Annotated in this window: 17 protein-coding genes and 1 CRISPR repeat array; of the genes, 8 read left to right on the forward strand and 9 right to left on the reverse strand. The window is 45.7% G+C overall.

Annotated features, from left to right (window positions below; all coding sequences use genetic code 11):
* Nucleotides 1-80: 80 nt before the first annotated feature.
* A complete protein-coding gene (gene nrdJ / locus QUA90_RS19205) occupies nucleotides 81-1,325 on the forward strand; it encodes a ribonucleoside-triphosphate reductase, adenosylcobalamin-dependent (protein WP_333331186.1) in 1,245 nt (414 codons plus the stop codon).
* Nucleotides 1,326-1,569: 244 nt separating this feature from the next.
* The gene (gene nrdJ, locus QUA90_RS19210) at nucleotides 1,570-2,643 is read left to right on the forward strand and encodes a ribonucleoside-triphosphate reductase, adenosylcobalamin-dependent (protein ID WP_333447154.1); all 1,074 of its coding nucleotides are present in this window, start codon (nucleotides 1,570-1,572) and stop codon (nucleotides 2,641-2,643) included.
* Between the two features lie 79 nt (nucleotides 2,644-2,722).
* Here nrdJ (QUA90_RS19210) and QUA90_RS19215 read toward each other — a convergent pair whose 3' ends face one another.
* Nucleotides 2,723-4,009 carry a Glu/Leu/Phe/Val dehydrogenase gene (locus tag QUA90_RS19215; RefSeq protein ID WP_333331191.1) on the reverse strand — a complete coding sequence of 429 codons (1,287 nt, stop codon included), beginning with the start codon at nucleotides 4,007-4,009 and terminating at the stop codon, nucleotides 2,723-2,725.
* A 309-nt stretch (nucleotides 4,010-4,318) separates the two neighbouring features.
* Here QUA90_RS19215 and QUA90_RS19220 point away from each other — a divergent pair, with 309 nt between their 5' ends.
* Complete coding sequence (locus QUA90_RS19220) at nucleotides 4,319-4,930, forward strand: DUF4126 domain-containing protein (RefSeq protein ID WP_333345503.1); 612 nt, start codon at nucleotides 4,319-4,321, stop codon at nucleotides 4,928-4,930.
* 201 nt (nucleotides 4,931-5,131) lie between these two features.
* Here the strand turns inward: QUA90_RS19220 and hemH are convergent, their stop codons facing one another.
* Nucleotides 5,132-6,295, reverse strand: coding sequence for a ferrochelatase (hemH, locus tag QUA90_RS19225; protein WP_333227257.1), 1,164 nt, complete (start codon nucleotides 6,293-6,295; stop codon nucleotides 5,132-5,134).
* Nucleotides 6,296-6,492: 197 nt separating this feature from the next.
* Between hemH and QUA90_RS30475 the strand changes: the two genes are divergently transcribed.
* Nucleotides 6,493-6,789 (forward strand): hypothetical protein, encoded by a 297-nt coding sequence (locus QUA90_RS30475; RefSeq protein WP_445300121.1) that lies wholly within the window; start codon nucleotides 6,493-6,495, stop codon nucleotides 6,787-6,789.
* Complete coding sequence (locus QUA90_RS30480) at nucleotides 6,728-7,111, forward strand: class I SAM-dependent methyltransferase (protein WP_445300122.1); 384 nt, start codon at nucleotides 6,728-6,730, stop codon at nucleotides 7,109-7,111. Before QUA90_RS30475 ends, QUA90_RS30480 begins: the two co-directional genes overlap by 62 nt.
* A 60-nt stretch (nucleotides 7,112-7,171) precedes the next feature.
* On the opposite strand, the gene QUA90_RS19235 is transcribed toward QUA90_RS30480, so the two are convergent.
* From QUA90_RS19235 to QUA90_RS30485, 5 genes are all read right to left on the reverse strand, one after another.
* Complete coding sequence (locus QUA90_RS19235; protein ID WP_333447157.1) at nucleotides 7,172-8,317, reverse strand: hypothetical protein; 1,146 nt, start codon at nucleotides 8,315-8,317, stop codon at nucleotides 7,172-7,174.
* Nucleotides 8,318-8,661: 344 nt separating this feature from the next.
* Nucleotides 8,662-9,378, reverse strand: a complete 717-nt coding sequence (locus QUA90_RS19240; RefSeq protein WP_333447159.1) for a GDYXXLXY domain-containing protein — start codon at nucleotides 9,376-9,378, stop codon at nucleotides 8,662-8,664.
* Nucleotides 9,379-9,487: 109 nt separating this feature from the next.
* Nucleotides 9,488-10,888, reverse strand: a complete 1,401-nt coding sequence (locus QUA90_RS19245; RefSeq protein WP_333447161.1) for a DUF2157 domain-containing protein — start codon at nucleotides 10,886-10,888, stop codon at nucleotides 9,488-9,490.
* Between the two features lie 123 nt (nucleotides 10,889-11,011).
* Nucleotides 11,012-13,650: direct repeats of the CRISPR family, unit length 37 nt; unit sequence GTTTCAATCCCTAATAGGGTTTTAGTTTGATTGCGGC.
* A gap of 252 nt (nucleotides 13,651-13,902) precedes the next feature.
* Nucleotides 13,903-14,613, reverse strand: coding sequence for a DUF547 domain-containing protein (locus QUA90_RS19250; RefSeq protein ID WP_333447163.1), 711 nt, complete (start codon nucleotides 14,611-14,613; stop codon nucleotides 13,903-13,905).
* Between the two features lie 47 nt (nucleotides 14,614-14,660).
* On the reverse strand, nucleotides 14,661-14,900 hold the full coding sequence (locus QUA90_RS30485; protein WP_445300124.1) for a pentapeptide repeat-containing protein: 240 nt from the start codon (nucleotides 14,898-14,900) through the stop codon (nucleotides 14,661-14,663).
* 264 nt (nucleotides 14,901-15,164) lie between these two features.
* On the opposite strand from QUA90_RS30485, the gene QUA90_RS19255 reads away from it, so the two are divergent.
* Nucleotides 15,165-16,643: a bifunctional orotidine-5'-phosphate decarboxylase/orotate phosphoribosyltransferase gene (locus tag QUA90_RS19255; protein ID WP_333447165.1), complete on the forward strand. Its 1,479-nt coding sequence runs from the start codon at nucleotides 15,165-15,167 to the stop codon at nucleotides 16,641-16,643.
* A 154-nt stretch (nucleotides 16,644-16,797) separates the two neighbouring features.
* Here the strand turns inward: QUA90_RS19255 and leuB are convergent, their stop codons facing one another.
* Entirely contained in the window at nucleotides 16,798-17,883 is a 1,086-nt protein-coding gene (gene leuB, locus QUA90_RS19260; protein ID WP_333145250.1) for a 3-isopropylmalate dehydrogenase, read from the reverse strand.
* Nucleotides 17,884-18,096: 213 nt separating this feature from the next.
* Between leuB and QUA90_RS19265 the strand changes: the two genes are divergently transcribed.
* Complete coding sequence (locus QUA90_RS19265; protein ID WP_333447166.1) at nucleotides 18,097-19,302, forward strand: DUF4336 domain-containing protein; 1,206 nt, start codon at nucleotides 18,097-18,099, stop codon at nucleotides 19,300-19,302.
* Between the two features lie 197 nt (nucleotides 19,303-19,499).
* Nucleotides 19,500-20,150, forward strand: coding sequence for a hypothetical protein (locus tag QUA90_RS19270; protein ID WP_333447168.1), 651 nt, complete (start codon nucleotides 19,500-19,502; stop codon nucleotides 20,148-20,150).
* Nucleotides 20,151-20,199: 49 nt separating this feature from the next.
* Here QUA90_RS19270 and QUA90_RS30490 read toward each other — a convergent pair whose 3' ends face one another.
* On the reverse strand, nucleotides 20,200-20,454 hold the full coding sequence (locus tag QUA90_RS30490) for a transposase (protein WP_445300123.1): 255 nt from the start codon (nucleotides 20,452-20,454) through the stop codon (nucleotides 20,200-20,202).
* Nucleotides 20,455-20,601: the final 147 nt, after the last annotated feature.

Genomic DNA, 20,601 nt, shown 5'->3' on the forward strand with positions numbered 1-20,601 from the left:
ATTAACCTTTAACCCTAAATCTGAATCCTGTTGTATATTCGTAGTCTGTTGATTTATTCCGACACGTCAGTACACAACCTATGGTTAGAGAATTAGAGCGATCGAGTGCCAGCGATCAACGCAACCCGTCTGATTTCCCGGAAACAGCACCCGCAGCCAATCCAGTATTTTTCAGGACTTACAGTCGCCGTACCGAGACGGGAAGGGAGACTTGGGCCGAAGTGTGCGATCGAACAGTCAAAGGCTTGCAAAAGCTGGGAAACCTCACCCCCGAAGAAACACAACTGCTGCACCGGATGCAAAACCAGCTCAAAACCCTCGCTTCAGGCCGCTGGCTGTGGGTAGGTGGCAGCAAATGGATCGAGCAACCAGAGAATTTTTCCGGCGCATATAATTGCTCATCAACAAATATTCTTGACTGGCGTTCCTTTGGCTTGTTGATGGATTTGGCAATGATGGGCTGCGGCACTGGGGCAGTCTTGGAACCACAATATATCAACCAACTCCCGCCGATTCGCAACCGCTTAACCCTAACCATGCAAGGCGAAATCGGCTCTACACCCGCCCAGTCGCGCCGTCAAGAAACAGAAGTAAAAATAGCAGAAAAAACCGCAACTATTTATGTCGGAGATTCTCGCCAAGGTTGGGTAAACTCCTATCAAAGTTTGCTGGAATTATCCACAGATGAAAGATTTGCAGGAGAAGTTCAAGTATTCATTGATTTGAGCGACGTTCGCCCGGTGGGAGAACCTTTAAAAGGTTTTGGCGGAGTAGCCAATCCCGTGAAATTGCCCGACCTTTATCAGCGCTGCGCCGCAATTTTGAATAAAGCTTTAGGGCGGCAGTTAAATTCAGTTGAATGCTGCGTGCTGATAGATGAAGCTGCGGTGACAATTGTTGCTGGAAACATTAGAAGATCGGCCGGAATGCGTCAGTTTTATGCTGATGACGAACTCGGAGCAAATGCTAAAAATAATTTGTGGCAACAAGATGAAAATGGCAACTGGAGAATAGATCCAGAACGCGATGCCCTTCGGATGGCCAACCATACGCGAGTTTTCCATACCAAACCTACACTAGAAGAATGTATTGATGCTGTCCGCAAACAGTATTACAGCGGCGAAGGTGCGATTCAATGGGCCGGGGAAGCTGTAGCTCGATCTAACGTTGATTTACTTTCAACACCGAGTCTTAGAAGTGAGTTTTTGAAAGCTTACGACGAAGGAAAAGCTAAAGAGTGGTTGCAGGAACGCCATCCTAATATGACTGCTGGCGAGTTAGAGCATCGGTTAGTCCGCGTGGGCTTAAACCCGTGTGGTAAGTAATTTTGCCTCACGTAAAAAACCTCGCAAAATCGGAGAAGACTGAGATGTTAACTCCGAGGTAAGTAAGGGAATTAAAAATCCTTTACCACCGTAGAGCGTACCGGGTGAACCTTCTTTTTTGAAGAATATAATCCTGGCAAGAGTGCGGGGCATTTACAACTACAGTAAATGAAAAAGTACGCCGAGCTACAGGGAAAATCGAATCTGTAGAACTAAAGGATAAAAAGCCTTTAGGGTAACAAAAATGGAAATCATCGGCTCTAATTTCCACTGTAATTTGGCAGAGGTTCACCTCAATCAAATTGATCCTTACAACTTCAAAGAACAGGAGGAAGCTTTCAGGGCGGCGGCTCTATCTGTCGCGGTACTTCTCAATCACAAATTTCTTGAACCCCGCTATCAATACAGCCGCGAACTAGACCCGATTGTCGGCGTATCTTTCACGGGATTGTTCGATTTCTTCGTTCATGCTTTTGGCGTTGAGTGGCTGCGCTGGTGGGTGGAAGGCCGCCCGCAAACTCCGCAAGGAATGGCTTTTAAACAGCGGGAAAAAGAGTATTTGAGTGGTTGGCGCGAGATTGTCAATCGGGTAGTATGGGATTATTGCGATCGCCATTCCTTAAAACGCCCAAATCGCTGCACAACGGTTCAACCATCGGGTACTAAATCTCTGCTGACAGGTGCTTCGCCGGGGTGGCATCCGCCGAAAGCCCAGCGTTTCATTCGCCGAATCACTTTCGGCAAAAACGACCCCGTAGCCCTCGCCTGCATCGACTACGGATACAACGTGATTCCGTCTCAATCTGACAAAGATGAAAACGGCAATTTGCTGAACAATCCCTTTGATGAACGCTGTACAGAATGGCTGGTAGAAATACCTGTTGCAGTAAGTTGGGCTGACTTGCCCGGTGCTGATGAAATTGACATTAACAAGTTCTCAGCGGCGGCACAAATGGACTTTTATATGCAGGTGCAAAAGTTCTATGTCAGACATAACACTTCGGCGACGATTGAACTGCGCGAAAATGAGGTTGAAAGTTTTGGCACTCGGATTTACGAGGCGATTCGCGATGATGAAGGCTACATTTCCGCAGCGCTTTTAGCTCGATTTGATGCTCTTGAAACTTTCCCGCGTCTACCGTTTGAACCGATAAACAAGGAAACTTACACCAAGATGGTGGAAGAGACTTTAGCGCGCCGCGAAATTGATGTTTTTCACGCGGCACTAAGTCGCTATGACTTAGGTGAAATGATGGATTCGGGGCCGGCGGGCTGCGATTCTGATAAGTGTTTGATGCCGGAGACTAAGGCTAAATAGCCAATAGCCAAATCCCCGACTTCTGAAATTACTTCGATATTTCACGAACATAACCAGAAGAAGTCGGGGATTTTATTTGTTAACCGTTCACATAATAATCCCGCGTTCCCTTCGCATTCATCGCTTCTCCGAGTCGATTTAACCCGTACACGTAAGCCGCAGTTCTCATAGAAACTGACAATTCCTGAGATTCTTTCCAAATTGCTTCAGTTTCTTCGACCATTTTATGCTTCAACCGCTGGTTGACCTCCTCCAGCGTCCAATAAAGTCCGCTGCGATTTTGCACCCACTCAAAATAACTAACCGTTACGCCTCCCGCATTGACTAAAATATCAGGAATTACGTGAATTCCCTTCGCTTCTAAAATCAAATCAGCAGCAGAATCAATCGGCCCGTTAGCTACTTCAAAAATAAACTTAGCCTTAACATCATTAACATTGGCTTCTGTTATTTGATTCTCCAAAGCGGCAGGAACCAGCACGTCTACATCTAATGCTAAAAGTTGCTCATTGGTTAAGATTTCGTGTTCTACAATATTGCAAACCGAACCTTCGCAGTAAATAGCTTTGATACCTTTGTTAGAATCTTTAAATCCTCGAATACTGGGGATGTCCAGCCCTTGTTTAGCATAAATTCCTCCTTGGGAATCGCTGACAGCAACAACTTTGTAACCTGCTTTCCACAGGAGTTCTGCTATTTCTGCACCCGCATTACCAAAACCTTGTACTGCTACAGTTGTATCTTGAGGATTTAGATCAAATTTGGGTAGAATAGTTTGTACTACAAAAAAAGCACCCATTGCTGTTGCCGTATCTCTGCCCAAGCTGCCGCCAATTGTCACTGGTTTTCCAGTCACCACCGCTGGAGAAAGCTGCCGCTTAATAATATTGTACTGATCCATCATCCAACCCATAATCATGGGATTGGTGTAGACATCCGGCGCGGGAATATCGACATCGGGGCCGATGAAATCTGCGATCGCATCGACATAGCCCCGGCTCAACCGTTCCAATTCCAGTTTGGACAATTCCTTGGGATTGAGAGTAATTCCGCCCTTGGCTCCTCCAAAAGGCAAGTTCAAAACTGCACATTTAAAAGTCATCCAAAATGCTAAGGATTGCACTTCATCAAGGGATACTCCCGGATGATAGCGCACTCCTCCTTTAGACGGGCCTCTGGTATTGTCGTAGCGCACCCGATAACCTTGAAAAATTCGCAGGGAACCGTCGTCCATCCGCACAGGAATCGATACAATTAAACTGGATTTGGGGTGTTTCAGCCGTTCGATCGTATCCTCGGAAAGGGACACATATTTTAAGGCTCGTTCTAATCGGCGGCTGGCATCGGCAAATAATGATTCAGACATAAGAAGTTAGTTGACTGTTGTCAGAGAGAAGAAGGATTCGGGTGCTTAAGCTAATTTAATCACAATCCTGGTTGAATGCTGCCTCCTTTATTCTGACAACAGTCAACAGTTAACAGTCAACTGCGATATTGTCGATCGACAATATCGCAGTGCCAAGCAGGATTAAGCAGATACACTTACAATAGAGGGTGATATTTAAGCTCAAGCCTCAATTTGAGTTCGATCGCTCAAATCATAGCCAGCCATCAGGGGAATTAAATTCTGAAATAGATCGAGGCTTTAGCTGACGTTAGAAACTGAATTATTATTATGGTTGGACTCCTAGCCGCACTCTCTGCGTCTGCGGCAGGGGGTATGAGAATTGCCCTGCCCCTGCTGTTAATTGGTTTGTTGCGGATTGACAAACTTTGGTCTGAAATACCTCTATTGTCGGGGGTCCCCCCCCAGGTGGCTATCACCATCTTGGTGAGTTGGTCGCTGTTAGAGTTATTTGCTTCTAAAACCTTTGTAGGGCAGCGGGTACTGCAAATTGTGCAAATTATTTTCAGCCCCATTGTAGGAGCAATTATGGGAATTGCGATCGCTCAAGTAAGTTCGATCGAGGAAATTATTGCTCACCCTTGGATGCTGTGGATAATTGGTATTGTCGGAGGTTTGTTGGCTTTAGTGCTGCAACTGGTACAAGCAGGATGGTTTTATCGGCTGCGGGGATTGCCGATTTGGGTGATTTTCCTCCAAGATGTTCTGTGCATTTCCTTGGTTTTGTTTGCCTTTGACGCACCACGGCAGGGAGGGTTAGTGGCGATGATGCTGCTGTGGCTGGCAATTCGCAGTTCTAAAGAGTGGTATCGCTGGTACAAAAGTCAGGGAATACCGGGCGATAGGGGAAATCCCCGCCGCCGCAAGCGCGATCCTGATTAATTATTGATTAGTTATTAGTGATTAGTTATATCGTTTACGGTTGTTTCGGAATTATTTAACCGCAGAGGGCGCAGAGGGGGCTGAGGAAGAGAAGAGAGAGATGAATAATTCCGATACCAACCGATTTGATATCATTAGTCATGTGTAACAACAGTCAACAGTCAACAGTCAACAGTCAACTGCCAACTGTCAACTGTCAATTTAAAGCAATCCGATCGAGTGTAACGGGCCTTGACCCGTAATTAACTCCAGCAATAGTGCCACAAAACCAATCATCGCCACACGACCGTTCCAGACTTCCGCCCCCGTGGTCAAACCCCACTCCCACTGCTCTTGAGGGTACATTTTCACTGTCTTGGAAGGGCGTATCACATCGGAGAATTTAACGCTGGGAGATTCGATCGACTCGATGACTAAATCGGCCAACGCTTCAATAAACACCGGATGAGTATTCAGGGCGGGCACTCGGTAGAAATTTTTAATCCCCGATTCTTCTGCTAATTCTCGATACTCCATGTCAATTTCTTGCAGAGTCTCGATGTGTTCGGAAACAAAACTAATCGGAACTACCAACAAATCTTGGACTCCATTTTCTGCCAATTCGGTAATGGCGTCTTCGGTGTAAGGCTTGAGCCATTCCACCGGGCCAACCCGACTTTGATAAGCTAGAGTGTGTTCGTTCGATCGGTTCAAATGTTCCATAATCAGACGAGTGCAATCTTCAATCTCGCGCTGATAGGGGTCTCCAGCCTCTTCTACGTAGCTGAGGGGGACGCCGTGGGCACTGAAAAAGATGTGAACTCGATCGGGATTCGGATTGTGGTCTAGTTGTTGGGCTATCAATTCCGACATTGCCTGAATGTAACCAGGCCGCTGATACCAAGAAGGAATGGCGGTATATTGTATATCCTTGAGGGCAGGATCTTTGCCCCACATTTCTTCTAGCTGCCGGAAGCTAGAACCGCTGGTGCTGATGGAAAATTGAGGATACAGCGGCAAGATTGTCAAATGTTCGATGCGATCGCGCTTAATTTTGGCGATCGCCTCTTCAGTAAAAGGATGCCAGTAGCGCATCCCCACGTATACTCGAGCATCCTGTCCCTTTTCTTGCAAGAGTTCTTGCAGCGAAGTGGCTTGTTCCTCGGTAATCCGCCGTAAAGGAGAGCCGCCACCGATTTGGCGGTAGTTTTCCTGGGATTTTTGAAAGCGCAGGGTCGAAATCAACCAGGCGAGCGGTTTTTGCATCCACGGAAACGGAATGCGAATGATTTCCGGGTCAGCAAACAAGTTGAACAAGAAAGGACGGACATCCTCGATTTGATCTGGCCCGCCCAAGTTTAATAGCAATACTCCCACACGACCCATAGCGGTTACAGCTCTCCCATCGTCTCAGTTCTGTTACTTATCTTTATCATATAACTTAATAATATCTTAAGTCGATAGCAAGGTATACATAATTTTGACTATGGCAACAATTTTTAGAGATTTAAGTTATCGGTATCAGTGTCTCTAGGATTGCGATCGCGCGTCTGGCTGCTTGGAGCGTAGGCGGCAATGCTCGTTTGAGTCAACTAGCCTGGGAAAATTTGACCGTCAGCGCCGAAACTAAAGTTTTAGACGGTTGCTGCGGTAGCGGTCAAACTAAGCAGTTTCTGGTGCAATATTTCCAGGATGTCACAGGACTTGACGCTTGGCCATTATCTCTGCAACGGCCAACGAAAAATGTACCATCAGCCAATAATTATTTAGAAGCTTTTGCCGACTGTCAGTTTGACAGGAGTACACAGCAGCGTTGCCATGCACGAAATGCAACGGGCGCAATTGCGACAAATCTTTCAGGAAGTATACCGCGTGCTTAAGCCCGGTGGTCTATTCATTTTGGTAGATATTCATCGGCATACAAATCCGGTATTTAGGTCAGGGTTGGCTGTATTTTTGTGGTTGTTTGAGACTGAAACTGACTTGGGGAGTTTGTTGGCAGAGGTAGAATGGCGATCGTACAATTCCGAAGGAACTCAACAACCAAAACTTTATGCTGACGGCAGCATTCAAGTAATCCAAGTTCAAAAGTCAGTTGACAGTTGTCAGTTGACAGTTGTCATTAGTGCGCGGGGAAGAAACCGGGTTTCTACGAATTTTGGGTTGAGTGACGATAAATATCGGCAGAAACCCGGTTTCTGAGGTCGGCGCGCGCATCTTACTATACTTGTCAACTAATGACTAATGACTAATGACTAATGATTAAACAAACTTTTTCGCTGCTGCCAAAGCAGCCTCAAACTTGAGCAATACATCCTTTTCGGTGTGAATAGCTTTCTCTTGTTCCAGCAGCGGGCGACCAAAGCGAAAAATGCCGTCCTGTTCTACGTGGTCTACATAAGGGAGCGTTTCTGGATGTGGCAAAAATTTTCTGCCGATGGTGTACGGCGTGTGGAAAGAAAAACTAAAATCGGGAAACTTGTCGCTCTTGATTTCGAGATAGTAAAGTGAGTAATAATCTTTGGTTTCGCAGTACACACATTCGCGGCACTTATTTACAAGTTTGCGGTTCTGATAGAAAAAGTCCCACTTGTCCCAATAGTAGGCATCTTTCATCATTTCCTGGTGGTCGTCGCACAGTTCGAGATATAATTTGTCAGAATCCGCCGGACGGTAGAAGTAAAGCATGGCGTAGGGCATTTCAATCAGTAACTTGACTGCTTGATTTTTTCGCTGGTACCATTCCTGCTGGTGAGTTTCGTAGACTTCCTTATATTTATTAATTGCTTTAAAGCTGTTGAGCTGATTTTCTTTGGCCCAGCGCGACGCCCAAACTGTCCAGTAAGCTAGCTGGAAGGTTGCTGAAATTTCTTCCGAACCTTGTTCTTTCCAGTCGGCTATGATTTTTTCCCACTCGGAACTAAAAGCTACTCGTGATTGTTCGTTTTCTTCAGGCTTTTCTGTATTGATTGGGGTGGGTATTTGGTGATTATTTTTAATCAGCCCTTTGGGTTCTTTGCGCCAATTATTAATATCGGTTGGCGTTAGACTTAAGATGAATCTTCTGTCGTGAACGGGATATTCTAAATGGATTCCTGATTTGCGGAAAGAGCGGTATTCTAAAATAGGGAGTTTGTCTTGTTCAATCCACTGCTGGCGTTCTGCTGGCGAACACTTGAGTATTGTTTCTAATTCTACCGGATCGACGGCTAATTCACTTTTGAATGTCTCCCAAAATCTTTCTTGTTCGGCGGGATTTGCTTCCAGGAGGGATACAATTCGGTTGACGAGATGATCGGTTTGGTCTGGGCAATTTTCGGGAAGTCCTAAGAAGTCGAGGAGTTTGGTCTTGAGTATTCGTCTGGCTGAGATTAGCTCGGCTAACATGAGAAGCTCCAGTAGAGTCATGACTTGCGCCCTTGAACTGGCAAGATTTGCACAAGTCTTATATATCTTAATAGATTCTCCTGGGTTGTCGGCAATTGAAATGTCCGCACGAGCGAAGCTACCCCATTGCGCCTGCGAGCCCGTTGCGGTAGGGTATCGCCCAACCTCCGCCCCCTCCCTAAGCCAAAATACTCAAAACAAGGGCAAAAGACCGATCGACCTTTTGGCCTGATTGGCTAAAACTCATATGTTGCACCGTTCTCAATTACTTGTTTAGGAACAGGCAAGATGCCTGTTCCACAAGAAAATTTATATTTTGTGGAACAGGCATCTTGCCTGTTGCTGACAATGGTGCGAGATATCAGCTAAAATCGATAATTGCGATCGCGCACCCACAAACTCACAGGCACAGCATGGCCTGTTTTGTCAACCTTTACTTCTACCAAAAAAGATTGTCGCTGCTTCCTTTGAGCTTCGCTAATCTCCTGATTGACCTTTTCCCTTTCATCCTCTGGCATATAATAAGTTTCTAAGCCGTATTCCATCTGCCAACCGTTATATTTGCCCTTAATAGCGATTTGATTGGCGGGCAAATTGGGGGGATTTTCCGGGCTGACACGGACGGGTTTCCAAGCTTGGGGGCGGCCGGGATTAGTTGCCACTTTTGGCATTTCTAATATCACATAAAAACTGGTTTGTGGTTTGAGATTGTGCGTATTTTTTGGACAAACAATTCCGGGTGGACAAGGTAATTTTTCGGTAGGTAAATTTTTCCAGCCGGGGAGTTTTTGGAGATTTGTGCGATCGGAAATATCATAGCTCAAAACTTGGTAATATCCGCGCAAAAAGTCGTAAGGGTCTACTGGTGCTGTTTGCAGGACAACTGTTTTGCCAGTAATAAAAGTGTAAACTGCGGGAGCTGGTACGGCGGCAATTAGTCCGATTTGCAGCAGCAAAGGAACCCACAGCCGCCACGCGGGAAGGCGTTGCGCTGCGGGGGGAAGGGTGAATGATGGGGGATTAGCGCTGGTATCTGCTATTTCGGAACTTTGATCTGTTGAATCTGGATTTTCGGTGTTCATATGGGGAATTGGGAATTGGTTCGCAGAATAATATCGTTGAGCTTTGAATTGACATAATCATCTTCCGAGTGCAGTGCAAAATGGACGATCGCACTATAGTAGAATACTCCTATTCATCGGGGATTTTTGCGAAGTGACGCTCGAACCACAAACCCGCAGCAATTACGCCAATTCCGCACAGAACAAAGACAAAAGATTTGAGCAACAATCCTGTGTTATATTCAAATACTCTGCTGATGATTTGCAGGGTGATTAATACCATGCCTCCCCAAAAAGTCTTGCGGTTTCCTAAAGCTAAGCCTTCTCGGATTAAGCCGACAGCGAGCAAAAATAAGAAAACATTGAACAGAAAAGTTGCTAATTGAGGAATGGGAGTAAAATTGAGGTGAATAAGCGGTATTAAGGCGCTGGCGAGAATTAAAATGCCGATCGCACTTGTAGTCAAATCCAGTGCTTTTTGTTTTGGTCGCCGCAGTTCCAAACGTCCCAAGCGCAGCCACTCAAACACCGTGAAACCGCCCAAAACCGCCACATTTGCCAGAAAAACCCACTCGGATTCAGTTTGCCCAGGATTCGGGGAATCTTGCCAAAACCCGTAGAATGAAAGAACATAAAACAAACCGGCTAGAAACAGCAGTGCTAAACTGCGGGCGGTAGGTTGAAACAGCTTGCTGCGTACCTTCGGCCAGATTGCATCGTCGTATCCCCACAGCAAAGCGGGCGGTAGGGCGCAAAAAATAGCTGTACCCCAGGTTTGATTTAACCCTTGGGCAATTGAAACTTGTAGGGAGAAAATTATCGCGATCGCACTTATGGCAAAAATAGCACGCGATCGACACCAATAAGCCAGCGGCACAAACATTATACTCGCTGCGATCGGCATTTGCCGCACCAAAACTTCCAGCCAAGAAAACTCGACTTTGGAAGACCAATCTAACACGGCAAGCCAATAGCCCAAACCGACTAAAAGGGCTGACAAAACGCCCAAGGAAGTCAACCGCAAACTGTAAGCCATTCCGAGCACGCCGATTCCCCAAGCAAGGAAAAGTCCGTAGGAAGAACCGCCAATATGGAACATTTGCGCCATCAATGCCATATTTGCTCCTAAAATCAGAGCTCCTAACAGCAACAATCCTTCACCTAGGAGTTTGTTTCGCCCTTTTGTTGCGGGCATATTGGGATTGGAGTTTTGGCTTCGGGATGGGGGAATTCGCCACAGATAGAAACCTGCTGCATTGACTGCTACGAAAAGACTTAGCAGCAGTGCAACTCTCACTTCGCGCGACCAAACTTGCCAGTTTGCGGCTACAAAGGTGATGACTCCTATACCGAGGAGAATGCCGCCGAGACTCATCAGAATGCTGAGGAATCGGTTGCGGGAGGCGGTTTCGAGTGTGTTGAATTGGTAGCGTTCCGAAAGTTGTTGGTAGAATGAAGTCTCGATGAGTCCTTCTGCTTGCCAGAGTTTGGCTTGATCTCGCAACTCGCGCCGAAATTTATCTGAAATCATTGTTAATATTCCAGAGGATTTGAACTGTGATAGTTTTTAATATGTCATTTGTGACTCGATTGTCGATAGAGGCTGGGACACCTGCTGAACTAGCACAAAAGTCTTTTTTGGGTTTTGATGTTAGTTTCAATCCCTAATAGGGTTTTAGTTTGATTGCGGCCTCTAAGAAATATTGATAAATCTGCTATCCACCTTGTTTCAATCCCTAATAGGGTTTTAGTTTGATTGCGGCTTTACCTAAACTTTTACAAAGTTACGCGCCAGAGTTTCAATCCCTAATAGGGTTTTAGTTTGATTGCGGCGCTTCTTTCGTACCGAATCGATTTGCGTAGGGGTAGTTTCAATACCTAATAGGGTTTTAGTTTGATTGCGGCAGACTTAGAGGATTATGATACCTCTGACAAATACGAGTTTCAATCCCTAATAGGGTTTTAGTTTGATTGCGGCCTGTTTAGGTCGCACTCATATCAAATATGAAGTGCGTTTCAATCCCTAATAGGGTTTTAGTTTGATTGCGGCTGATTGTCAATCCTTGTGGATTAGCAATTATTCCGTTTCAATCCCTAATAGGGTTTTAGTTTGATTGCGGCAAAAAACAGCAAGCGCACAAACGCCCCTGCTGTCGTTTCAATCCCTAATAGGGTTTTAGTTTGATTGCGGCCTGTCGCGACACAAATGTCGTTAGCTTGCGATCGCGTTTCAATCCCTAATAGGGTTTTAGTTTGATTGCGGCAAAAATAGCTTTCGCCTTCCAAAAGTCCAATTTATTGGTTTCAATCCCTAATAGGGTTTTAGTTTGATTGCGGCCAATTGGTGCAATGTGGGCAACAATAGGAAGCATTAGTTTCAATCCCTAATAGGGTTTTAGTTTGATTGCGGCGTTGCCAACTCTCAATTAAACGCCGATCGGATTCGAGTTTCAATCCCTAATAGGGTTTTAGTTTGATTGCGGCTTAAAAATATGGCAGCTCTTACAAACGGAACTGGCGGGTTTCAATCCCTAATAGGGTTTTAGTTTGATTGCGGCATGATGAAGGATTTGAATTGATTGAAGAAGCTGAGGTTTCAATCCCTAATAGGGTTTTAGTTTGATTGCGGCTTTAGATATAGAATGAGTACAACATATATTTTAGTTTCAATCCCTAATAGGGTTTTAGTTTGATTGCGGCCGAAACAATCGCTATCATGCCAATCCCAATCTGAGTTTCAATCCCTAATAGGGTTTTAGTTTGATTGCGGCATGACAAAAAGATAGGTATTGCATCTGCACATTTCTGTTTCAATCCCTAATAGGGTTTTAGTTTGATTGCGGCGCTACGGCTGTGGCAGTATATGTATTCCTTTGCGTTTCAATCCCTAATAGGGTTTTAGTTTGATTGCGGCATCTATTCCCAATGCGACTCCTACAAAAATAGATTTGTTTCAATCCCTAATAGGGTTTTAGTTTGATTGCGGCGGTTTGTGGGAATGAAATTGTCGAAGGTTACTTGCTGTTTCAATCCCTAATAGGGTTTTAGTTTGATTGCGGCCTACTGGTCTTACAGGTGCTGATTGGGCTGGAAAGTTTCAATCCCTAATAGGGTTTTAGTTTGATTGCGGCGTTATCATATTGGTCAACAGTTTCACCAAGATAAAGTTTCAATCCCTAATAGGGTTTTAGTTTGATTGCGGCAAGTTTTGGCACAGTTCTTAGGGGACGGCAGCGACGATGTTTCAATCCCTAATAGGGTTTTAGTTTGATTGCGGCAGAGCCGGGGTTGGATCAGATTAGTCAATTGTTGCAAGTTTCAATCCCTAATAGGGTTTTAGTTTGATTGCGGCCTGTTCCCGTTGATAGCCTCTCAAATCTCTCCATCCTCGCGTTTCAATCCCTAATAGGGTTTTAGTTTGATTGCGGCAATCGTGCTTTCGATGATGAGTTTATTAATTCTCGTTTCAATCCCTAATAGGGTTTTAGTTTGATTGCGGCTTGTCGTACACGGCACCACCTAGCATTTTCAATTGGTTTCAATCCCTAATAGGGTTTTAGTTTGATTGCGGCTCGAAACAGCGCCAGCACCAGCAAGCCCACCAGCGTTTCAATCCCTAATAGGGTTTTAGTTTGATTGCGGCGATGTATGCTCGATTTGCAACTCGAACATTGAAAGTTTCAATCCCTAATAGGGTTTTAGTTTGATTGCGGCATAGCTTCGGTAACTTCCGCGTCGGTGAGCATCAGTTTCAATCCCTAATAGGGTTTTAGTTTGATTGCGGCGTTAGCTAAACAGCTAGCGATCGGGCTTGAATTGGGTTTCAATCCCTAATAGGGTTTTAGTTTGATTGCGGCAGAGAAGCGGAAGTGGGGGAAGGGGGGAGAAACCGTTTCAATCCCTAATAGGGTTTTAGTTTGATTGCGGCGTTGATTTTTTTTATGGACTTGGTTTTTCAGTTCCGTTTCAATCCCTAATAGGGTTTTAGTTTGATTGCGGCCCTTGGTTTGGTAATCCATAATCAACTGCTCGGCGTTTCAATCCCTAATAGGGTTTTAGTTTGATTGCGGCGTGATAGCAGTCTCTTCCTTAAATTAATTATTTAATGTTTCAATCCCTAATAGGGTTTTAGTTTGATTGCGGCCCTCCTGTATATTGCAAGGCGAAAGACCTACAGCTTGTTTCAATCCCTAATAGGGTTTTAGTTTGATTGCGGCAGAGAAGCTGAAATCAACGCAAGCAATTAAGTTTTAAAAGTTTCAATCCCTAATAGGGTTTTAGTTTGATTGCGGCTGCCATATCTGAAAGCTTTACTCTATTTAGTTTTCAAAGTACATTTCCGGGAACTGATCTAAAAAGTACCATTTCAGCGATCGACCTGTCAAGAGGCAAAATTTTCAACACACCTCAAAACCTTTCACAGCAAGCAATACAGGATTTCCGTCTGTCGATTTTTTCATAAAAAGCCTTAAACCCATACTACGCAACTGATACAGCCGAAAAAAATTACCCCCTCAAAAAAACACCTACCCATAGGCGCAAATTTCAACCCTCAACCCGATTCAAATTCCAGTCGTAAGGCAAAAAAACGATCGCCCATCCATCGCCCACAGCCGCCTCCGGCCCCAAATAACCGCCCACATAGTCAACCACCGAACCCGCCGCCTTCACAAAATCCTCGCCGTACCACTTAAAAATCTTGCTCAAATAAAGCGTCTTTTTCTGGGCATCGTACCGCACCTTATCAGGATTGTGAATAAAACGGCTGGCATCCGCTTCTAGTTGAGTCCGTACCGACTCCGGGAAATAAGCCCCCCGGCGCAGCAGCGGGCACCCGACAGCAGCGCAAACTAATGCAAAATGGATGCGCGGTTCGGCAAATTCCGGCCGCAAAATTGCGTGTTCGATTTGATTGAGACTGTACTTTTTGCCACCAATAATCGTATTTGAACGAGTGAAAAAATCCAAAAAACTCAGCCAGTTGGGAATTCCCAAAATTTTGGGACGGATGGACGCGATCGGATATACTTCCAGAACTTGAGAAATTGCGATCGCATTGTACGCATTCAGCCACAACGCCAGCCGCGCATCCGCATCAGTACCATCCGCCAAATCAACATCGGCCAAACTTTCCAGCCACCCCCTCAAAACATCCGCCCCCTCAGCTTTCCAGCCCCGATAATTGACGTGGCCGAAATCGTCAACGTAGCGTTGCAGCAACTCGTCCCAAATCGTAAAGTCGATCGTACCGATCATTTATTACTATCCATAATATAAGGCAGACATGGCTTTAACTTCTGCTTCTATTTAATACTACCCTCAACCCAAATAACACCTGCAACGGTAGCATTTTTTAGATTCGACCCGTTAAACGGGCTCTGGATTAAATTAGCTTGAGTAAAATTAGCGCATTGTAAATTAGCTTGCCACAAAGAAGCACCGCTCAAATTTGCCCCGGATAAATTAGCTGCCCTAAAATTTGCTTCTCTCAAATCTGCCCCTTGCAAATGGGCATTTGCTAAACTCGCCTGCTGCAGGGAAATGCTGAGAAAATCGCCCCCCGGACACTGGTTAGTTTACCACAACTAATGGACTTGCTGCGGCTTAGGTGAAATCACTGGTGTAGCCAACCCGAAAATTATTCCCGATGAAACTGCTCCCAAAGTTACAGATTTCCGGCTCTTTACATTCTACAATCTTAAAAGATTCTTAATTTCAATTTCAACGGGGATCGGTTTCTTCCGGCACAACACCAATCCCACTTTGACCTGCAATTTTTTAAATTCCCCTTACCTTCCTAACAAATTATGACGGATCGAACCAACTTTTTCGATAAACTGTTAGCGGCTGTCGAAAGCAATCAAAGTTTGCTCTATTTAGCCCTCGACCCAGACCCAGAAACCTTACCGCCGCAGGTTTCCATGACTGGGGAAGAGACTCAAACTTTTGTAACTGATTTGTTGGCAAAGCTAAAAAGTGCGATCGACCAAACAGCCGATTTAATTTGTGCTTGCAAAATCACCCTCGGTTTTTACCAATCTCTCGGTATTCCCGGTTGGGCATTGCTGCAAGAAATTTTAAACATTATTCCCCCTCACCTGCCAGTAATTTTAGATGCCAAACACTGCGATTTAAATACCAGCACAGTGTTTGCCAAAATTGTATTTCAAGACTGGCGAGTTGACGCTATTACCTTAAGTCCCTATGCCGGATTCGACCAAGTAGCGCCTTTTTTGTTATACGCCGGAAAAACTGTTTTTGTCCTCTGTGCCACCGCCAACCCGTCAGGGGCTGCTTTGCAAGAATATCCGACGCCAAACAACCCTTTTTACTTGCAATTAGTCCGACTCTCTCAAACTTGGGGAACTCCCGAAAAACTCGGTTTAGAAGTAGGAGTAATGCCGGATATGTTAGCCCGCATCCGCAAAGAAGCTCCTGAACGCCTAATTTTAGTCGAAGGAGACATCGCCGAAGAAAATGACCTCACAGAAGAAAACGACCTCGCACAACTGCTGGCGGCCGGTTTAAGCACAAATGGTGAGGGTTTGCTGCTACCAGTCCCCCCAAGTTTATTAGCGGGGAAAGAGCCGCGCCGAGAAATTGAGAAATTGCGGGATAGTATTAATAAACAGAGGCTGCGGGCGATCGAAGGTAGTCCCACTTGCGAATTGTGGCTGCCCGATGTTTGCTTTTTGCAACCGGAACCTCACCGCGATTTAATCTTGCAACTTTATGACATCGGCTGCGTAGTTTTTGGCGACCACGTACAAGCATCGGGGGCCGTATTTCCATATTACATCGACTTGCGGAAAATAATTTCTATTCCGCAGATTTTCCACCAAATTGTCAGCGCTTATGCAGACATTCTCAAGGATTTAAAATTCGATCGCATTGCGGGAATTCCCTACGGTTCTTTACCCACAGCAACGGGTTTAGCATTGCGGATGGAACGCCCGATGATTTTCCCGCGCAAGGAGGTGAAAACTTACGGGGCGGGCAAATTGATTGAGGGGCATTTTCAGGCAGGAGAAACGATTGTCGTAGTCGATGATATTTTGATTAGCGGCAAAAGCGTGATGGAAGGCGCGGCTAAGTTAAAATCGGCTGGATTGAATGTGGAAGATATCGTGGTATTAATCGACCACGAACAGGGAGTCAAAGATAAGATGCAGGCCAACGGTTATCGCGCACATTCTGTGTTAGCGCTTTCGGAAATAGCTGAAGTTTTGTATCGAGCAAATCGCATTGATACCGAGCAATTCAATCTTTTGACAGCGGCACATTAAATTATAAAATTTCTAGTTACCAGGCTCTGCCTGGTAATTAATACCCGGAGGCTCTGCCTCCAACTTTATGTCTCGTTTGCTTTGTTTTAATGGAGGCAGAGCCTCCTCAAATGCGTTACCAGGCAGAGCCTGGGAACGAGTAAAGGTAAATAAATCAACCTTGCAAAACTTCAATTAAAGCATCGCCCATTGCCCGACAGCCGACGAGTTTCATACCTTCCGACATGATATCACCAGTGCGATAACCTCGATCCAAAACTTCGACAACTGCTTGCTCAATTTTATTAGCAGCTTCCGGCTGATTTAAGGCGTAGCGCAGCATCATTGCCGCGCTTAAAACTTGGGCGATGGGATTTGCTTTATCTTGTCCGGCGATGTCGGGTGCGGAACCGTGCACGGGTTCAAAAACTCCCGGCCCGCTTGCTCCCAAACTCGCAGAAGGCAGCATCCCAATACTACCAGTTAGCATCGCTGCCGCATCGGAAAGAATGTCGCCGAATAAATTGCCGGTGACAATTGTATCGAACTGTTTGGGCCAGCGAATTAACTGCATGGCTGCGTTGTCAACGTAGAGGTGAGAAAGTTCAACATCAGGGTATTCTGAAGAAAGGGCAATAATACGATCGCGCCACAGTTGCGAAACATCCAAAACATTCGCTTTATCCACGGAACACAGCCTTTTCCCGCGCTTCCTGGCCGTCTCAAAAGCGACTCGCCCGATTCTGTCAATTTCCGACTCGGTGTAAGCCATCGTATTGACACCGCGTTTTTCGCCTGTTTCCGTCTCAAAAATACCTTTCGGTTTGCCGAAATAAATGCCGCCTGTGAGTTCGCGGATGACCATAATATCCACGCCTTCGACAACTTCCCGTTTCAAACTAGAAGCATCAACCAACTGCGGTAAAATAGTCGCCGGACGCAAATTTGCAAACAATCCCAATCCGGCGCGCAGTCCTAATAATCCCGTTTCCGGCCGCTGTTCGCGGGGCAAATTATCCCACTTGTAACCGCCAATTGCTGCCAACAATACGGCATCGCAGTTCCGGCATTTTTCCAGTGTTTCTTCGGGTAGCGGATTGCCTGTTGCATCAATAGCAGCACCGCCCATTAAAGCTTCTTGAAATTCAAAGCCGATGTCCAATTGTTGGCCGACAAGTTTCAGGACATCTACCGCCACAGCGATAATTTCAGGGCCGATGCCGTCTCCTGGTAAAAGAGTGATGCGGTAGTTTTGAGTCATATCTACTAAGTTGAGAAATTTTTGCGAGCTTATCATTGTATCAGGACAAGTCAGCTAAAAATTCATTCTCGATCTCTTAGTCCGCAGAGACAGACTTCGTTTGACTCGATGCAGCGGTTTCAACAGCCGATTGATAAAGACGATAACTTAATCTATAACTAACAATAGTTCGATCGCACGCACGTACAAAAAAATCGGCAAGGAGTCGCACCAGTGGCAGAGGGCGAAGGCATACCAACATCAGCACAGATTGATTCTAGGGACTATTCTTGGGCCTTCTGGCCAGTCGTCCCCCTCTATCCCTACAGCAAGCGGCGCACCATCCGCAAGGAAATAGTTAAAGATACAATCTGGACTTTTGACCAACTACAAGGCATTTTTTACGTTGTCGTTCCGATTAGGATGACAGTAATTAAACTAGAACCCGAAGGCCTTCTCGTCTACGCCCCCGTGGCACCGACTCCTGAGTGCATCCGCTTGGTAAAAGAGTTAGTAGCAGAGCACGGCGAGGTGAAGTACATCCTGCTGACAACGGTTTCCGGCATCGAGCACAAAGTTTTTGTCGGCCCCTTTGCGAGGTGTTTTCCCGAAGCGCAGGTGTTTGTCGCCCCGCAGCAGTGGAGTTTCCCGGTGAATTTGCCGCTGAGTTGGCTGGGTTTGCCTGCGAAACGCACGTCTGTACTGCCCTTTGACAGCAGCAACACGCCCTTAGCCGATCAATTTGACTGGGCAATTCTCGGCCCCCTCGACCTCGGTTTGGGCAGATTTGCTGAAGTTGCGTTATTTCACAGGCGATCGCGCACGCTGATGTTAACAGATTCCGTGGTTTCAATTCCCGAAAATCCGCCCGCGATCGTCCAACTCGACTCGTACCCGCTGCTATTTCACGCCAAAGACAGCGCCTTGGACACGGTAGCAGACACCCACGAAAATCGGCGCAAAGGGTGGCAGAGAATCGCCTTATTTGCCATGTATTTTACGCCTAGCGTGCTCGAAGTGCCGCGGTGGTCGGAGGTATTTGCCAGCGCGCGCCAAGCGCCAGAACGCTCTAGGAAAGCTTATTTCGGGTTGTATCCGTTCAAGTGGAAAACACATTGGGAGCGATCGTTTGAGGCTTTGCGGGGAGGAGGGCGGTTGTTTGTGGCGCCGATTTTGCAGACATTGATTCTCAACCGCGCGCCGCGGGAAACTCTCGATTGGGTGGATAAAGTGGCGAGTTGGGACTTTCAAAAGATTGTACCTTGTCACTTCGATAGTGCGATCGACTCCCGCCCGCGTGAATTCCGGCAAGCATTCTCATTTCTGGAAAAACACTCGCCTGTTAATTCTTTACCCGAAGATGATTTTAAATTGCTCAGGCAGATTGATGCGGGTTTGAATAAAACAGGCTTGGTTCCGCCTGCGAAAGAGAAGGTTTAATCTGAAATTTTGCACCATTGTTAAGAACAGGCATCTTGCCTGTTCCACAAAACTCAATTTTATTGTGGAACGGGCATCTTGCCTGTTCCTAAACAGGTAATTAAGAATAGTGCAACATCTCAGTTTAATTTTATACCAAGTTGCGTTCAGACGTACAATCATGAGTGATACCAAGTTGGGGTATAAACCGTAATTCCATGAATAAGAAAGACTTTTTGCTGGTACTCTGTCTGTTGCTACCAAGCCTAGTCATAGGCTGCAAGCAGCCACAAACCTCTCAACAAACATCAAGTCCCTTTGTCCGCACACAAACCACGACCATCCCAGGTTGGAAAAAATTTGAGGGACGCGGTGTACAATTGCAGTTACCGGAGAGTTATAGCGGCGGAGATCTCAGCCAATATCTGGACGTGGTGGTTCAGAAGCTGGAATCTTTGGGGCCCTACTATCAGCAGGTAGCTCAGTCACTCAAACAGAATCCATCCGCATTCGTCATCTGGGCTTTTGACTCGAAGGTTAGTAAATCAGGTTTTCTGAGTAATGTCGCTATTGCTATAGAGTCAGTTGGATCTACAGTGACAATAGATACATACTTGGATCTGATTCCCAAACAATTACCCAGCGAATTTCGTGTCGTGGAGCAGAAGAAGGTGTCGCTTGACCGCTATCAGGCAGGTCAGATCGTGATAGAAGCAACAATTTCCGGTGTAACTGCCAAACAGATAATCTACACGATTAAGCAAGGGAGCAATATGTGGATTGTTGCATTCTCTACCACTGCTGAGGAATTTGAACAGCGCAGGCCCACGTTTGAACAAAGTATTAACACGTTTTCAGTGAGCGATTAGCTCGACTTTTTTTCCAGCGAACATTGTAGGTCGGTTGTATAAGCTGATACTAAGTTGCTTTCAAAGAGCTTATTCTAAAATGTGGGAAATAAGTCATTGAGCGCAAGCGTTCCGGATTAGATCCTAGATTGACAAGCCCTTGACAAAGTTCCTCGACTACCTTAGATATTGACTTGAATATTCGGTTATTAAAGTAGTTTTCTCGTAAATCTTCCCACAGATGTTCAACTGGCATTAATTCGGGGCTATAAGACGGTTGAGTCAACAGCCGAATATTTTCGGAAATTTCCAAATTATTTGACATTTATCACCCTCAACTAGATTCTACGTCACAATGCAACTTGGTATTACATCTTGCACCCTTCTCAAGAACAGGCAAGATGCCTGTTCCACACAACTCAATTTTCTTGTGGAACGGGCCGGAGAGCCCGTTCCTAAACAGCTAATTAAG

Origin of the sequence: Microcoleus sp. D3_18_C4 (assembly GCF_036702355.1) — a bacterium.
Classification (GTDB): Bacteria; Cyanobacteriota; Cyanobacteriia; order Cyanobacteriales; family Microcoleaceae; genus Microcoleus.

Excerpts from the sequence above, each read along its gene's own strand:
- nrdJ (WP_333331186.1), top strand. The coding sequence starts at position 81 with ATGGTTAGAGAATTAGAGCGATCGAGTGCCAGCGATCAACGCAACCCG.
- nrdJ (WP_333447154.1), top strand. The coding sequence starts at position 1,570 with ATGGAAATCATCGGCTCTAATTTCCACTGTAATTTGGCAGAGGTTCAC.
- QUA90_RS19215 (WP_333331191.1), bottom strand. The coding sequence starts at position 4,009 with ATGTCTGAATCATTATTTGCCGATGCCAGCCGCCGATTAGAACGAGCC.
- QUA90_RS19220 (WP_333345503.1), top strand. The coding sequence starts at position 4,319 with ATGGTTGGACTCCTAGCCGCACTCTCTGCGTCTGCGGCAGGGGGTATG.
- hemH (WP_333227257.1), bottom strand. The coding sequence starts at position 6,295 with ATGGGTCGTGTGGGAGTATTGCTATTAAACTTGGGCGGGCCAGATCAA.
- QUA90_RS30480 (WP_445300122.1), top strand. The coding sequence starts at position 6,728 with ATGCACGAAATGCAACGGGCGCAATTGCGACAAATCTTTCAGGAAGTA.
- QUA90_RS19235 (WP_333447157.1), bottom strand. The coding sequence starts at position 8,317 with ATGACTCTACTGGAGCTTCTCATGTTAGCCGAGCTAATCTCAGCCAGA.
- QUA90_RS19240 (WP_333447159.1), bottom strand. The coding sequence starts at position 9,378 with ATGAACACCGAAAATCCAGATTCAACAGATCAAAGTTCCGAAATAGCA.
- QUA90_RS19245 (WP_333447161.1), bottom strand. The coding sequence starts at position 10,888 with ATGATTTCAGATAAATTTCGGCGCGAGTTGCGAGATCAAGCCAAACTC.
- QUA90_RS19250 (WP_333447163.1), bottom strand. The coding sequence starts at position 14,613 with ATGATCGGTACGATCGACTTTACGATTTGGGACGAGTTGCTGCAACGC.
- QUA90_RS19255 (WP_333447165.1), top strand. The coding sequence starts at position 15,165 with ATGACGGATCGAACCAACTTTTTCGATAAACTGTTAGCGGCTGTCGAA.
- leuB (WP_333145250.1), bottom strand. The coding sequence starts at position 17,883 with ATGACTCAAAACTACCGCATCACTCTTTTACCAGGAGACGGCATCGGC.
- QUA90_RS19270 (WP_333447168.1), top strand. The coding sequence starts at position 19,500 with ATGAATAAGAAAGACTTTTTGCTGGTACTCTGTCTGTTGCTACCAAGC.
- QUA90_RS30490 (WP_445300123.1), bottom strand. The coding sequence starts at position 20,454 with ATGTCAAATAATTTGGAAATTTCCGAAAATATTCGGCTGTTGACTCAA.